This window comes from Okeania sp. (assembly GCF_035285525.1).
Lineage (GTDB): Bacteria > Cyanobacteriota > Cyanobacteriia > Cyanobacteriales > Microcoleaceae > Trichodesmium.
Map to the genome: position 1 here is coordinate 1 of NZ_JAYKGW010000165.1, position 15,646 is coordinate 15,646.

At 33.3% G+C, this 15,646-nt stretch carries 11 protein-coding genes and 1 pseudogene; 6 read left to right on the forward strand and 6 right to left on the reverse strand.

The genetic code is table 11. The features are described from left to right. Nucleotides 1–185, forward strand: a pseudogene (locus VKJ25_RS15685) (chlorophyll synthase ChlG); the annotation flags it as partial. 261 nt (nt 186–446) lie between these two features. On the opposite strand, the gene VKJ25_RS15690 reads toward VKJ25_RS15685, so the two are convergent. The 4 genes from VKJ25_RS15690 to VKJ25_RS15705 all read right to left on the reverse strand — a co-directional run bounded on the left by VKJ25_RS15690 (nt 447) and on the right by VKJ25_RS15705 (nt 5,033). After that, nucleotides 447–1,226 (reverse strand): hypothetical protein, encoded by a 780-nt coding sequence (locus VKJ25_RS15690; protein ID WP_324237574.1) that lies wholly within the window; start codon nt 1,224–1,226, stop codon nt 447–449. A gap of 768 nt (nt 1,227–1,994) precedes the next feature. After that, nucleotides 1,995–2,927, reverse strand: coding sequence for an Npun_R2821/Npun_R2822 family protein (locus tag VKJ25_RS15695; protein ID WP_324237608.1), 933 nt, complete (start codon nt 2,925–2,927; stop codon nt 1,995–1,997). Nucleotides 2,928–3,138: 211 nt separating this feature from the next. Next, complete coding sequence (locus VKJ25_RS15700) at nt 3,139–4,014, reverse strand: Npun_R2821/Npun_R2822 family protein (protein ID WP_324237575.1); 876 nt, start codon at nt 4,012–4,014, stop codon at nt 3,139–3,141. Between the two features lie 14 nt (nt 4,015–4,028). Then, nucleotides 4,029–5,033 (reverse strand): Npun_R2821/Npun_R2822 family protein, encoded by a 1,005-nt coding sequence (locus VKJ25_RS15705; RefSeq protein WP_324237576.1) that lies wholly within the window; start codon nt 5,031–5,033, stop codon nt 4,029–4,031. Between the two features lie 43 nt (nt 5,034–5,076). Here VKJ25_RS15705 and VKJ25_RS15710 point away from each other — a divergent pair, with 43 nt between their 5' ends. The 4 genes from VKJ25_RS15710 (at nt 5,077) to VKJ25_RS15725 (ending at nt 12,459) form a co-directional block, all read left to right on the forward strand. Continuing rightward, nucleotides 5,077–5,871, forward strand: a complete 795-nt coding sequence (locus tag VKJ25_RS15710) for a hypothetical protein (protein WP_324237577.1) — start codon at nt 5,077–5,079, stop codon at nt 5,869–5,871. Nucleotides 5,872–6,623: 752 nt separating this feature from the next. Next, complete coding sequence (locus VKJ25_RS15715) at nt 6,624–7,511, forward strand: polysaccharide pyruvyl transferase family protein (RefSeq protein ID WP_324237578.1); 888 nt, start codon at nt 6,624–6,626, stop codon at nt 7,509–7,511. A gap of 1,452 nt (nt 7,512–8,963) precedes the next feature. Then, nucleotides 8,964–9,851, forward strand: coding sequence for a hypothetical protein (locus tag VKJ25_RS15720; RefSeq protein WP_324237579.1), 888 nt, complete (start codon nt 8,964–8,966; stop codon nt 9,849–9,851). Nucleotides 9,852–11,208: 1,357 nt separating this feature from the next. Next, entirely contained in the window at nt 11,209–12,459 is a 1,251-nt protein-coding gene (locus tag VKJ25_RS15725) for a glycosyltransferase (protein ID WP_324237580.1), read from the forward strand. Between the two features lie 157 nt (nt 12,460–12,616). On the opposite strand, the gene VKJ25_RS15730 is transcribed toward VKJ25_RS15725, so the two are convergent. Together VKJ25_RS15730 and gap are read right to left on the reverse strand one after the other, a co-directional pair. Then, on the reverse strand, nt 12,617–13,003 hold the full coding sequence (locus tag VKJ25_RS15730) for a DUF1823 family protein (RefSeq protein ID WP_324237581.1): 387 nt from the start codon (nt 13,001–13,003) through the stop codon (nt 12,617–12,619). A 140-nt stretch (nt 13,004–13,143) separates the two neighbouring features. Further along, nucleotides 13,144–14,175 (reverse strand): type I glyceraldehyde-3-phosphate dehydrogenase, encoded by a 1,032-nt coding sequence (gene gap, locus VKJ25_RS15735; RefSeq protein ID WP_375340338.1) that lies wholly within the window; start codon nt 14,173–14,175, stop codon nt 13,144–13,146. Between the two features lie 718 nt (nt 14,176–14,893). On the opposite strand from gap, the gene VKJ25_RS15740 reads away from it, so the two are divergent. After that, nucleotides 14,894–15,604, forward strand: a complete 711-nt coding sequence (locus VKJ25_RS15740) for an HAD family hydrolase (protein WP_324237582.1) — start codon at nt 14,894–14,896, stop codon at nt 15,602–15,604. Nucleotides 15,605–15,646 lie beyond the last annotated feature (42 nt).

A 15,646-nucleotide genomic window follows, 5' to 3' on the forward strand; every position in this document is an offset into this window, starting at 1 on the left:
GTATTCAAGAAAATTTGTATGCTGTTATTTTGCTGTTAATGGTGATTCCTCAAATTACTTTTCAGGATATGTATTTTCTCAGAAATCCTCTAGAAAATGATGTGAAATATCAAGCCAGCGCTCAACCTTTTTTAGTATTAGGAATGTTAATCACAGGTTTAGCTTTAGGTCATGCAGGTGTTTAGTTTAGTTCAGTTATCAGTTATCAGCCAACTTAGAAACCCGGTTTCTTGAAGAAACCGGGTTTCTTTAGGTAACTAAACCTGCTCCCAGTTCCACGGTATGGGGGGCGGGTTTATTTAATTTAATATTCATACCGATAAATTTCTTGATAAACCCGCCCCTACATAAATTATTGGGGATTGAGAAAAGAATTTTATGCTATTGTTTGTTGGCAATAAAAACACACCTTATGACTGGGATATAGTAACCCGATTTTATACTGCTCATCGATAATAAAATTCAAAATCTTTTAAAGCCATTATCCTAGTTTTATTTAAACGATAATGATAACCCATTCTCTTGCGTAACTTCTCCCCATAAGTTGCTTTTGGTTTACTACGAGAAGCATCCCAGTGCTGAGTCACTCCACTAATTTTTTCCCACGCTTCACTATTAATAACCCATCCCACTTTGGCAGCAGCTAATCCCATTAAACTACCTTCTCCAGCGTGCATTCCTCTTAGTTCTGCATACTTAGAAATCTTTCCCCAAGTTTCCAAAAATTCTATTTCTTTACCATTATCTCTAACTATAATAAATAAAGCTTCTCCTATCCAACTAGAATTATTAAATGAATCATTATCAATATTTAGCTTATCTGCCAACTTTTTCAATATTGGTAAACTATAAGGGCGATATCTAGAAACGTGTTCTACTAAATTTTTATGCCGTCCAGTAATTCCTGGTTTCCATTCAATATCTTCTGGCAATGATTCTAAAATTCTAGTATCAGCATCTATATATATTGCTACTGGAAATAATGATATTGCTTTCTGACAGAGAAATCTTTTATCGTTATAACAATGTAGAATACCTTGTTGATGATATTTAAAAGCCATTACATTTTTATATATCCTAAAATCTTCAGGTTTCTCTGTATAAATTACCAATGAAATTCCTGGAGCATTTATTTCCAAGTCTTTAGCTAATTCTTTGGCTATATCGCGATATCTTTGCCCTAGTGCTAAAGTACAAAAACAAAATTTTTTTTGTTCCTGAGTCATATTTTTACCGATAAATTTTAACAATAAAAAATACTTAAAGTTATTTGATTTGAATAAGTTGCTTCATCTATACTCTTAATACTATATCAAGGAAGATCAAATTTTTTCGTTTTTTATTGGAGCTACATCTAAAAAGATGCGTTAACAAGGAAAAGTAATTTTTGAAACCATTTTTTTTTGTAACTAGGTTTCAAGTACCTCAACCTTTACTATCAAAACACCGATATATTTCTTGATATCCTGAAGCATTAATTTTTAAACTCAATAAACGAATCCAAAATACTAACTTCTTTTTCAGTCTTTTATTTATTTTTACAAAAATATTCGGAGAATAATTAATACTTTTTCTTTCTTTTAAAAATCGTAATTATTCCTCATTAACTTCTTGTTATTTACGCATTTTTGCCAAAGTTAGTCTATCTTTAAAAAATTAATTTTCAAATAGTTACTTTTTCTTTGAGCTAATCCATTATTAATTAGAGTACCTATACCTACAAAACATATTGCTTCATCATTATCAATTAGACTGGGAATTAGTTTTTCCCATAACCAAATATTGAGAGTATCACCAAAGTTCTTTTATTTGTAATAATAGAGTTTCATAGGTAATTGACCTTATTAATATATATAACAATAGTTATAGCAAATATTTAAGAATCCATATTGCCAAGAGTTATAGTTAGCAATAGCTTTTTTCACAAATTTGTACTACTTAGTTCCTTAGTATTTGACTCATCATGTTCTCAAATATTGTTTCCATAAGTTGACTTAATTTCGTATTTTACTTGTTATGTTTTTGACTTTATCTATAAACCTTTTTCCTAAACTTTTTTTGGTCTCAGTTTTTTGAGGATAGTAAGTAGGTTTAGCTTCCCCCAAATATCGATAATGCTCCCAAATATCCCAATAAGGGCATCCAGGTTCAATCCGAAAACCTGCCCAATGTAAATATTGTACAGGTTTACCAACTTTAGGGTCAATCAAGCGATCGCCTTCCCGTTGAAAATGAGAACTACCTGCCCAACTTCCGGAACCTTTACCTTCTGGGAGACGGACTAAGTTCAATCGCCGAGCAATATGTTTTAAGACAATATAGTTAAAAATTGGCTGATCTGTAGTTTTTTCAGAAAAGTCAAAATATTCGGTATTAGCAGCACATTCAGCAAAAGTTTCATATAATTCATCTTCTGTAAACAGGTTTTTCTTTGATGCCCACCAACCACTATTAAATACATCTTGAAGTTGTTCTTCAGTAAATATTTTATCCTCTATAACTTTGGATGTAAAGACATTTTTTATCCCACCTAAATATTGATAGTCGCAACACAGAAAATCATAACTTTCCAGATATTTGAGATTATCAATAATTTTTTCAAAGACAACAATATCAACATCAATATAGAGAAACTCATCGAATGGTCCGAACCAACAAGCTTGTTTTTTTTGTTTATTAGGAGTATTAAAAAAGCCTTCACCAAAAATGTTATATAATTTCTGACAAAGATTATCTACAAATTCAAAATCTGGATAAATTTCTACTCCATATTTGCTTGTAACAATTTCTGCTACCTGGTGATAATTTTCATCAAAAGGAATCATCATAATTGGAATATCAGGATCATGTAACCTGATACTTTTCAGTAGGGCAATTGTGTTATCTAGTACCTTATCATTAGCAACAATATAAATTCCTTTCATAATTTTTTCTATAAAACTACCATTAAAAATCCTTGTTATAGTAATTCCCAAGGTTATGAGGTACAGTTTTTTTCTTCTTTTTCCATTCCCTGTTCTCTAAAACCTAAAATTTTGTAAAATTTTCTACCTCACCAGTATGGGAATTACTATATGTCAATTATTCTAAATTTTCTTTTATCTCCCTAGCTACCTTTTTTACTTTATCAATAAATCTTCACCCAAGACTTTTTTTCCTCTCTTTCATTTGAGGATATTCAGTTGGTTTAGATTCGCCGATGTATCGATAATCTTCCCAGATATCCCAATAAGGACAGCCTGGTTGAATCCGAATTCCTGCCCAATGTAGATACTCTAAAGGCTGATTCAAATTCTTATCTATCAGTTTATCACCTTCTCGATGAAAATGTGATGTACCTGCCCAACTTCCTGGTGCTTTTCCTGGTCTACGAACAATATTGAAACGCTTTTTAATTAGCTTCAAAACCATATAATTAATAATTGGTTGATCGGAAGTTTTCTGAGCAAAATCAAAGTATTCTGGTTGAGTTGCACATTCAGCAAATATATCATACAAATCCTGTTCTGAAATTAAACCTTTTTTTGATGCCCACCATCCTCCATTGAAAATATCTTTAAGTTCATCTTGACTAAAAACTTGATATATTTCTGGAGTGAATACATTTTTAATTCCCCCTAAATGTTGATAATCAAAACATAAGAAACCATATTCATTTAGGTAATTGAGATTATGAATTATTTTATCAAAAACAACAATGTCTGTATCAATATACAAAAATTCATCAAATTCTCCAAACCAGCAGGCTTGCTTACGAAATTGATTTGGTCTGACAAAAAACTTTTTACCAAAGATTTGTTGTAGTTTATTTAATAATCTTTCAATCAATTCTAAATCTTCATAGATTTTTACTCCGTAATCTCTGGAAAAACGCTCTTCTACTATTTGAGAATTATCATCATAGGGAATTAAAATGATTGGTGTTTCAGTATCATATTTACGGATACTATTTAAGAGGGCAATACCTTGTTCAATTACCTTGTCATTTGCAGTGATATATATGCCACGACTCATAAAACTTTCCTCTCTTATTGCATAAATTTTAGCTTCTTGAAAATTCGCTGAAAAAGATTAGGTGTATTTTTATATGGTATTGGTTTGCCTGTAAATTTTGGTCTTTTTTCCGGTTCATGGAGATAGCGATAATGGAGGAAAATATCTCGATAAGGGAAATCTAAATTTTCTCCTGCACAAACTCTAGTAAATACTTTAGATGAGACCCCAATGTAGTGTAAATAAGTTAATCTTACACCCTTATCATAAAGTAAATTATCCCGATATTCAAAATGAGGAGAAGTTACAGAACAACCAGTTTTTTGTTCTGGGGGTAAATGCAGAGCAAAATTATAAATTGAGGCTTGCGATCGCATCATCATATAATTAATAATTGACTGATCTGGGCCATTAAGATATAAAATTTCTGATTCTCCAGAATTTAGTTTTTCTAACAACCAATTCCGCTTTTCTTCCGGAAATAAATCTTTTTTAGAACCATACAAACCAGCGCAAAATATTTCCGACTCAATCCTTTCTTTACTGAAAATTTCTAGTAATTTAGGTGAATTAACATTGTAAACATGGGTAGGATCTTTATATTGAAAATCATATACAACTGCATCATTTCCATCTATTTTTTCAAAGAGATAATCGAAAGAATTTAGCACCAATATATCAGCATCCAAGAAAATAAATCTTTCAAAAGGACTTTCCAAATCAAAAGAGCAAAATCTGCGGTGCATTCCCATCCGGTTCACACCAGAAACCCCTTTTTCCTGCCAACGAGCAAAAGCATTAGGATGACTTTCCCAGATTTTTGTCGAGAAGTCTTCCCACCGACTTAATATTTCCTGATTATCTAATAATTGTACATTTTTTCTGTTTTGAATTTCTGGTATAATTTTATTTAAGCGATCATCATAAGGGATGACACAAACTGGAAAGTCTGGACCAAGATTAACTTCTATACTATTTAGTATAGCAATAAGTTGATCGTAGACAACATCATTAGCGAGAGTGTAAATTCCTGTGGTCATTCAATTTCTCCTCCATACTGAATGAAATTCAATTTTTGTGAATATGAAAAACGAAACCATTGAAAATCCAATTTCCTACTGTTTATGTACTTTAGCATTTGGTCAATCATATCGAATGGCTGCCAAAGAATTAGCAACTAAGGCTGCAGAATCAGGAATCAGATTAACTGTTGCTACAGATGAGCCAGAGGATTTTAAAGACCATTATAATGTTACTGCACTGAATTTTACTAGAACCAGTATCTGGAAACCTTATAATGATAAAAGATTTGCTGTGGCTGCAGCTTTAAAAGACAATGAATGTGTAATTTTAGTAGATGCTGATAGTAATATACTAGCAGAATTGCCAAAAAAAATTAATGTTGAGCCAGGAATGACTGCATACACAGCTTATAAATCACTTGAAGAAGACTTGATTCTGCACCATGCCCAAGAAAATTTAGAAGGGTTTCGTCAATTAGCGAAAAAACTCCATATAGATTTAGCTCAGACAAAATGGGTAGCTGAAAATTTAGTTATAATCAGGAGAGATGGTGGCAAGGAATGGCAATTTCTAGATACATGGGCTTTTGCTGACCGATATTTGGGTATTAGAAAAGTATTTCAAGGGGATCATGGTTTTATAGGAGTTTCTGCTGCTTCCGTAGGTTGGCAAGTGAAGCGCAATGATGATTTTAATCAACTTAAGTCCATAATCAAAAATATGGGTCGCGATAGTTTAGAAAAACGGACAAAACCAACTTATCTAACAAAAACCAAAAGCAGAATAATGTTTCATTATCTCTACTACAAAGCTTTATTCAATTCATTATTGAATTATGACAAGTATTGGTCTTGAAAATTTTATTTTGTTAGAATGAGGCTAAAAGTTAATTTTTACTACCCTAAAATAACTCAAATACTTCAAATTTTCCTAAAGAGACACAAGATAGTTATTGATTTGATTTGATTTTTCGGTTTTGGTGAATCAAGCTATGATATCTAAATTGGAGTAAATAGAAAATGCGTTTGAGTTAATAGTTAGGCGCTCGTTATTGTAGCACAATCATAGCCAAAATCACCAATACTTATTTTTTCCTTCTGATACTTTTGGTGCATCTATCTAATCTAGTTTAAGCAAGAAAGACTGATTCTAGAATCTTGAGAAGGTAAGTTATATTTAGGTATCATTCCTAAATATAAAACACGCATCCTAGAGTTAAAATCTCTAGAGAACCTTATAGCTATCTAAAAAGTCAATATTATCAGGAAAAGGACTCGGCCACTTGAAAAGAAACTTCAATATTTTCAGTAGTCAGTTAAAGTAGGCGTTAAGATTTAGTATTATGTAACAATGTTTCAACCTCCACTCAAGTAAAATTCTTGGATAAATTTGGAGTTAATTTGTAAATCTTAATACATTGACCCAGTGTGCAACTCTCTACGAAAATCAACGGCTTATAGAACCCATTTTGGTTCTATAGAAATCTTTATGTTCCCACAGCAAATCAAACAATTATTGCCAGGAACATGATCGACTTTAATAATTAAGTCCTAGTGAATTTTGCAGTAATGAAGTGATAATTTAACTTAAATTTAGTCAAAAAAATTATGAAATTACATTACTTTAAACCCAGTAAAGGCAATGGTAACTTTGGAGATAATATTAATCCCTGGCTTTGGGAAAAATTAATTCCTGGTTTTCTAGATGAGGATCAAACAGTAGCTTTCATTGGAATAGGTACATTAATTAATGATTCCCTACTACTTAGCACTTCAATGGCTAAAAAAAGAATTATTTTTAGTACAGGAGTAGGGTATGGAGAACTTTCTACGATAAACATAGATAGTTCTTACCATATTTATTGTGTAAGAGGTCCATTATCAGCCTTCAAACTAGGATTATCATTAGATTATGCAGTTACAGATGGTGCTATTTTAGTGAAAAATTTTTTTGATTATAATCTGAAAAAAAATCGCAAATATTCCTATATGCCTCATCATAATTCAGTTAATCAAAATTGGAAAATTCTTTGTCAAGAATTAAATATTAGTTATATAGATCCATCGCTACCAGTTGAAGAAATTTTCAGGGAAATTGCACAAACAGAAATATTATTAACTGAAGCAATGCACGGTGCTATTATTGCAGATACATTTAGGGTTCCTTGGATTCCTATTGTTACTCGTGATGGTATTCTACTATCCAAATGGATAGATTGGTGTTTTTCAGTGGGATTAGAGTATAGACCTAAACATTTACCCCACTTACATTATCATCAATCGTATAAAAAAGATTTAATTACTCCCATGAGAAATGTTAAATATTTGTACCAAAATTGGAATCATAGAAAAGATATTTTGCAAAAATTTCATAAAATAATTAAGGAATCAAAACCTTGTTTAAGTAGTAATTCAAAGCTAAATGAACTAAGCGATAAATTAGAGGAAAAAATGAATCTCTTGATTAGTGACTATCGCTCTGGAAAATTTGAATAATATTTTTAACTATACAAACAAAGGGTAAAGGGAAAAAAACGGTTTGACATTTTTTTTCTTTAACCTTCTACTTATGGAGATAGGGAATAGGGAGTAGTTAGGAGTTAAGAGAAAGTAGGAGTTATAGAGGAGTTAGCCGGAAAAAGAGTAAGAGTGATTCTTCTATCCTAGTCAGCCAAAAATGATCAATTTTTGATTTTTCACCGATTTCTCGGGAACCGTACCCTACCTCAGTAGCCTAAAAGTTAGGACTTTTTGATACCTAAAATTTCCAAAACCTTTACTGGCAAAACTGTTTAGATTTAATCAGCTCATAATTCAGGTTTGCTGAAAAAGTATTTTTGTCAGGGGAGAAGCTAGAATCGAGAATCCAGGAGGAATGAAAATTATAGAATAGGTAGTCAGAATAGTCTTTAGAGTGATTTTCTCCCCTATCTCGCCCAAAATCCTAGAATGCATGATTTTTCGCGAACCGTACCGAAATTACCACTGAAACTGGTACTTTATTAGTTGCCAAGCTTGAAATCTTTATCTTTCAATGCTTTGATATTTAATCAGCCAGCTCTAATTAGAATTGATTAGAATTGTTAAAAATTGGCTCAAATCTCAAATACCCTTCACTAAGGACTTAAGTAAAAAACTAACTGCGAAAAAATGGCCTAACAAGTCAATTGTATAGCGCTGCGGGTAGGGAACAGGCAACAGGCAAGAGGAAGAATGAATAGCCTATAATATAAGGTTTTTAGCTATTGGACACCTCCAGTAATTTGTAAATATTAAGTGCGCACATTGCTATAGTATTCTTTTTAACAAGAGAATGTGTTAAGCAAGGATATGATGTGAAAATTTTCACTAATTGTGAAGATAAAGAGGGTATTTATGGAGTAATTAATATATTATTAACTCTGACAAAATTAACTGGTACGATACCTTTAATACTTTAATTATTTGGAAGTTTCCTAACATATTACCCTCCTATACCAACCCTAAAAGAACCTGGTTGGACTGCCATAATATTATTATTTGTGATCCTAATATTTTGAGCTAGGTATGATAAAAATTCTACTAAAAGTTATTATCACCTTAATTTATTGCTAGACATACCTGATAATAAACTTGTAATTATAAAAAGCACTGCCGATTCCTCTATTTTAGAACTAAATAGGGTTTTGGGAAAAAGTCTTTTTGTATTTGGTAGGGAGTGGGTAGTAGGGAGTAGGGCAAAAAAGTGGATCAAGCTGAAAATTTATTTTCTTTATACCTGTATATGTAAATAAAACATATACAGGTATTTTGATTATTTTCCGGATTTAGGAAATCTTTATTGAAAGATGAAAGAGAATAGTGAAACTTTTCAATATTCTACTGGTAGTTTTAATTAAGGATCCATAATTAATGTTATCTAAAACTTGTTCACTCTCAATCTTAGTAGCAAGAACAGACATACCTTTTATGATGCATACAATTCCTCATATCGTTAGAATGAGTAATTTTAATTTTATTGAAAAAGTTTTGTGTATGGATACAGCACCTCTATCTGGAGATAAAGTTATGCGTCCTGGTATTGGTACTCTAAGTGAACTGAGAGATTGCTGTGACCAACTAATAAGTGAAGGTATTGTAGATAAAGTTGTGGAGATTAAATATGACGAAACTTATCAAAAGGAAATGTACCAAAAGCATTTTGGCAGTCGGATTAAACCCACCCATAACTATAAAGGTTATCCAATCTTGGGATCAATTTTTCATTTAGAGTCTGTACCTGGAGATTATGTGTTGCATTATGACAGTGATATGCTTCTACATCAGCAACCAGATTATAGTTGGGTAGATGAAGGTATGAAGTTAATGGAGAAATATCCGGAAATAATGGCAATTAGACCATTGACAGGACCGCCAACTGAGGATGGTAGTATATACCAAAGACATGAATACCTAAAATCAGATGCAGGGGAGTTTTATCAATTCAAATTTTTCAGCAGTAGGGTATATTTGATTAACCGTAAACGCTTTGACAAGTTACTGCCATTGCCAATTTTATGGCGTTCTTACAAAAATAAATTTCTTAATCAACTGCCACTAAACCTAAAAACTCCCTTAAATTACTATACCAACAAAGGCAAGCTGGATTCTTGGGAGGTTATGGTATCTATGCAGTTAGAGAGAACTGACTATGTACGAGCAACTATGAGTTCCCCCAAGGCGTGGACAATTCATCCTAAAGACCGAAGTCCAGAATATATTAGATCTTTACCAAATATTATCGAAAAAATAGAGCAAGGATGGTATCCACCTGAGCAAGCTGGACACTATGACTTTATTTCAGAATATTGGCTTTGAGGAAACCAGAATTAACTTAAAAATATAGTTTTTTCCCCTATCTTGATCAAGGAAGTTTATGTTATTTAACTTAAGCCAATATGGAAATTTATTTACCTTTCAAACCTCTGCAATCATAAAATTACTATTTCTACAAATATAGCATTTATCAAGCTAACGAAGCCTGCTTATCATTTTCTTACTTATTTAGGACTTACAGAAGGAAACTATATATATTTTCCTGGCGTAAGTCCTGCTATGGCAAAAGTTGCTTTTGCTTATACCAATTTCATAAAATATTGCTACTGGACTGTTTTAGCTAAAATAGTGGGTTTATTTTTAGTTGTGAGTTGTGGCAAGACAAGGAAGACAAGGAAGACAAGGAAGACAAGGAAGACAAGGAAGAAAGGAAGACAAGAGAGAAAAATCTATTGCCACATTTAAGATGAAACAATCCAGTAGTGGACTGTTTCACTTAAAACTGTGCATGATTATTTGTCATGGCGCGACTCGCAGCGCCAGCGAAGCGCAAACACATTCGTTTGCGGAGCATGGCCTCAGGAAAGCAATCTCAGGCCAACTTCACTATTGCACCATTTTAAGAATATACTGACGTGTCAAGACTAAAATTGTGGATTAGGAACAAGCAACAAGCGAAGACCTCTCCCCCAACCCCTCTCCTGCGAGGAGAGGGGAGAAATATCCCCCAACGCTAGTAGGGAAGGGGCTTGGAGGCCGTGTTGTTTCATCCACATTTTCAAGTTTGACGCGCCACTACAGTGCTTTTATCTATAATGATGGGAATTTAGAGATTAACATTGTAACAACCTTTTTTTTCTAAGGACTTACGCACCAAGCGCTACATCTAGTCAGGGCAAATGGCATTTGCTCCTACGGATAGTGTATATTTTTATATTTGACGTAAGTCCTGTTGATTTGGTATGATAACCCATAATATCAAATCCAGTAGTATTGGTATAAAAAAACATAGACAGGACTTATGTATTAGGAAGGAGTTTTGGTCATTTGAGATTGCTTTCCTGAGGTCATGCTCCGCGACATGAATGCGGAGCGAAACGCTGTCGCTTGCTATAGCAAAGCTGCGAGTCGCGCCATGACAGAAATAAGTTGTTTTGCGTAAGTTCTAATCGAAACTGGGTTTATATGAAATACCAACTATACTAATATTTATCTTCCATAAACCGGGTTTCTGATAACCCTTCTATTGCGAAAGGATTTGATATAATTTTGTACTTCACCGCTATGGCAATTCCTATATCTGAACTGCCGATGTACAGGGGAAGTCCAGCTATATTTTGGCAAAATTTATTTATAATAATTGATTTTAATTCATTATTTGTCAATATTGAGCAAAAGCTTGAGCAAATTTTATTTACATCAATTTCATAAATATAAACAACAAAAACATAGTATTTTAGTAAAAATAATGGTTGAGTCAATGAGTATTGATAATTTAGGTAATGTCTCTAAAAAAAAGTCAATTGCTGTCTTTTATCCCTTATTTTCTGGTGGAGGTGCTGAGTCAGTTGGCTTGTGGATATTAGAAGCTTTAAAAGAAACATACGATTTAACATTATTTACTCTATTTAATGTAGATTTTGATAAACTGAATTCTATGTACGGAACTCAAATTTCTCAGGAAATGGTAAAAGTTAAAGCAATTTTTCCTAAAGTAACTGAGCGTTCTTTCAAGTTCTTATTTGCAAATAATAGAAAATTAGCAATTATGGCAATGCATCTTGTGCTACGGCATTTGAAAAGTCATAATCAGGAATATGATTTACTATTATCTGGTTACAATGCTGTAGACTTTGGCCGTATCGGAGTTCAATATGTTCATTGGATTAATGTGATTTCTAATGAGGGGCTGTATGGTAAAATTTCTAACTCTTCCTTGGAGAATATTAAGCTTAACATATCAATGGTAAATTCTTTTTCAGTATCTAAATTATTTAAAGATAAATTTGGTATTGATGCCAAAGTTGTATATCCTCCTGTTTTACTGGATGAGCAAAATATATCTTGGGAAGAAAAAGAAAATGCTTTTATTTGTAGTGGAAGATTGACATCAGCTAAAGCTCCTCATAAAGTGATTCAGATATTGAAAAAAGTTCGTCAAAAAGGTTTTGATGTTAAGCTTTATATTACAGGAGGGGGAGGAGGAGTATATGGGTGGAAATATAAAAGAACATTGACAAAAATGGTTAAAGAAAATAGTGAATGGGTGAAGTTGTGTGAAAATCTACCTTATAAAGACTACGTTAAAATTCTATTCAAGTGTAGATATGGTATTCACCACAAACCAGAACCTTTTGGTATTTCAGTAGCAGAAATGATGAAAGCAGGTGCAATACCTTTTGTCAGAAGTAAACGAAAAGGAATAGCAGGACAAGTAGAGATAGTTGGAGAAGAAAATCAAGAGTTATTTTTTGAGGATCAAGATGATGCTGTAGAAAAAATCACTAATGTTCTTCAAGATTCAGAAATACAGCAAAAACTTCAAGGAGCTTTGCTGAAGAGAAAAGATTTCTTTTCTACTGAGAAATTTATGGCTGGTATTAGTGAGGTTGTCAAAAATTATTTTCAACAACACAGCAATCCTATTTGATAGGAATTTCGTGTTTTTTTATTTGATTTGTCACAATCAATTTAGGATTATGATAATATAAAAATTATGTGATATTTCTAATTTATTGAAAATCTTGTATTGTAAGCAGAGCCTCAAAATATTTAGGGTTTGTTGAAAAAGTCTTTTTCAGCAAGCCTTAATTATCATTTGTGCTAGATTTTTGAGCAATTTCCATATAGCTTAATAGCCAATTTGCCATAGTAGCACGACGAGCTTGTGTAGGGGTAAATTCGCCTATTTTATAACCTTTGAAACCCAATTTTTGTTTTAATAATTGTTTATTTTCTGGAGGAATAGAGCGAGTCAATTTGACAGTGGGCGGACGAAATTCAATAAAATTTGGAGGTTCTGGATATTTCTCTCGCCATTCTGGTGCTACCTGGGAAATATCCCATTTATGAGAAGTATTATCATAACGATAACCAAGATAATACCAAACTAATTGATTGACAGTATTATCATCAATTTTTTCGTCAATAATTGCTTGAATAGTTTCTGTGTTTAGTGGTGGTAGTTCAGGCATAAAAGCTATTTTTTTTTACTATTAAGTTATTAAATATCATTTCTTTATTTTACCCACGCAAAGAAACCCGGTTTCTTCAAGAAACCGGGTTTCTGGGTTTCTGAGTTTCTGAGTTTCTCCGTGTAAATCCTAATACTTTTTTATTTAGTTAAAATGCCTTCTTTTTCTGCCATTGATAACATTAAATCTACAACTCGATTGGAATAGCCCCACTCATTATCGTACCAAGAAATAACTTTAAAGAAATTAGAATTAAGTTCAATTCCAGCGCCTGCATCAAAGATACTAGAATGAGAATCACTGGTAAAATCAGTAGAAACAAGAGGCTCTTCTGTATAGCCAAGAATACCTTTCATTGAACCTTCAGCGGCAGTTTTCATTGCTGCACAAATATCCTGGTAACTGGTTGATTTTTCTGTTTTGAAAGTTAAGTCAACTACAGAAACATCTGGAGTAGGTACTCGGAATGCCATACCAGTTAATTTTCCTTTTAACTGTGGTAAAACTAGGGTTACTGCTTTGGCAGCACCAGTAGCAGCAGGAATAATGTTTTGAGCAGCGCTGCGTCCACCTCTTAAGTCTTTTTTACTTGGACCATCTACAGTTGGTTGAGTAGAGGTCATGGCGTGAACGGTTGTCATTAGACCTTCTGTTAAACCAAAATTATCATCAATAACTTTGGCGATAGGAGCTAAACAGTTAGTGGTACAGCTAGCATTGGAAACAATTGTATCTTGATCAGGATCGAATAAATCGTGGTTTACACCCATCAGCAAAGTTTTTACTTTGTCAGGGTCTTTTGTGGGAGCGGAAATAATTACCCGTTTTGCACCTGCTGTCAAATGGTTGGCAGCACCATCGAAAGTGGTAAATAATCCTGTAGACTCGACTACATAATCTGCACCTTTTTCTTTCCAGGGTAGTTCCGCAGGGTTTCTCACTGATACACAGGGAATAAACTTGCCGTTGATGGTTATGCCATCATCGGAGGAGGTTATTTCTCCTTGGAAACGTCCGTGAGTTGAATCATATTTTAATAAATATGCTAAATTGTTGGGTGGTACTAAGTCGTTAATTCCCACAAATTCGATTAAGTCTGGGTAGTTTAGTCCAGCACGGAATACTAGACGTCCGATACGGCCAAATCCATTGATGGCTACTTTTAAAGGCATAATATACAACTCCTATATAATTAAAAGTTTCTCAGGCGAACCTAGAAACCCGGTTTCTCGTAGAAACTGGGTTTCTTTGTGTAAGTTCTGTTAATAACTTCACGTCACTACCAGAATAGAGTAGAGATATTCTATGGAACATTCCTACTCTGGTTTAACAATTGAAAACCGTTGTAAGTATTAAGACTTACCGATTAAAAATTATCACAAGAGAAATTAGTTATGAATTATTCTTTTCCATATCTTAAGAATCTGGAAGTACCTGGAGGAATATGGGAGGTGTGGGAAGGTTGGGGAGTTTGGGAAGTATCACTTCTGACTTCTGACTTCTGACTTCCAAAGGAGTATAGGGAGATTTGGTCAGGACTTACGCAAAATAGCAAATTATACATCAGGTGTAGGGGCGTTTCATGTCGCGGAGCGCGATACGGCCGTTTGCTTCGCATACTTCGTAACGCCCCTACTAAATATAGTGGTTCTGCGTAAGTCCTGTTGGTAATAGAACATTTTTTTCTACTGAGTGAATTAAGCTGATATGATTTATTAATCTCTCAAAAATTAATTGCTTACCAAAAAATAAGGGTAGGTGCCTCCCCTTTTAAGGGGATGAAAAAATATTGAACACGGTTCCCGATAAATCAGTATTTCAAGCCTCCGATTTCTAACGCCCACCGTGTTTACTCGGAGGTTCGCTCTCTACTGATAACTGATAACTGAAATGACCCCAATCAAAATGACTACAATCTTATTCTGGGATATTGATGGAACATTATTAACTACTGATAGAGCAGGTATCTTTGCTCTAGAAGATGCTGCAAGAGAAATTATTGGTAAAGAGATAGATTTATCAAACCTTAATACAGCAGGAGCAACGGATCGTTTACTAGCAGCTCAAATTTTAGAATTAGGGGGTATTACTCCTGATGATGGAAAAATAGATCAACTATTACAAGTTTATGGTGAATATCTACCTGAAAGTCTCACTAGAAAACAAGGAGGAGTATTACCAGGAGTCAAAGAAATTCTCTCTCATTTACATCCTAACCGTAACGATGTAGTTTCTCTATTACTAACAGGAAATACCTCTGTGGGAGCAAGGGCAAAACTTACTTACTATGGTTTAGATAGTTATTTTAATTTTACTCAGGGTGGATTTTCAGATACAGTAGCAGATAGAAAAGCGATCGCTCGTCAAGCGTTAACCAGTGCCCAAGAATTAGTAGGAGAAATTAATTTAGAAAAAGTTTATGTGATTGGAGATACACCCCATGATATAAGTTGTTGTCAGGCGATTGGTGCTAGGTCTATTGCTGTTGCTACTGGTTCGTTTAAATTAGAGGAGTTACAAGAACATAATCCTTGGTGGGCTATACCTTGTTTACCAACACCAGATGTTTTTATCGATAAAATCAGCTTAAGAAATTATTAAAAAGGTACCGAAAAACAAAACTTTCAAATAAAAATAAATAGA

Coding starts and splice junctions, on each gene's coding strand:
- VKJ25_RS15730 (WP_324237581.1), bottom strand. CDS start 13,003: ATGCCTGAACTACCACCACTAAACACAGAAACTATTCAAGCAATTATT.
- gap (WP_375340338.1), bottom strand. CDS start 14,175: ATGCCTTTAAAAGTAGCCATCAATGGATTTGGCCGTATCGGACGTCTA.
- VKJ25_RS15710 (WP_324237577.1), top strand. CDS start 5,077: ATGAAAAACGAAACCATTGAAAATCCAATTTCCTACTGTTTATGTACT.
- VKJ25_RS15690 (WP_324237574.1), bottom strand. CDS start 1,226: ATGACTCAGGAACAAAAAAAATTTTGTTTTTGTACTTTAGCACTAGGG.
- VKJ25_RS15720 (WP_324237579.1), top strand. CDS start 8,964: ATGATGCATACAATTCCTCATATCGTTAGAATGAGTAATTTTAATTTT.
- VKJ25_RS15705 (WP_324237576.1), bottom strand. CDS start 5,033: ATGACCACAGGAATTTACACTCTCGCTAATGATGTTGTCTACGATCAA.
- VKJ25_RS15700 (WP_324237575.1), bottom strand. CDS start 4,014: ATGAGTCGTGGCATATATATCACTGCAAATGACAAGGTAATTGAACAA.
- VKJ25_RS15715 (WP_324237578.1), top strand. CDS start 6,624: ATGAAATTACATTACTTTAAACCCAGTAAAGGCAATGGTAACTTTGGA.
- VKJ25_RS15740 (WP_324237582.1), top strand. CDS start 14,894: ATGACCCCAATCAAAATGACTACAATCTTATTCTGGGATATTGATGGA.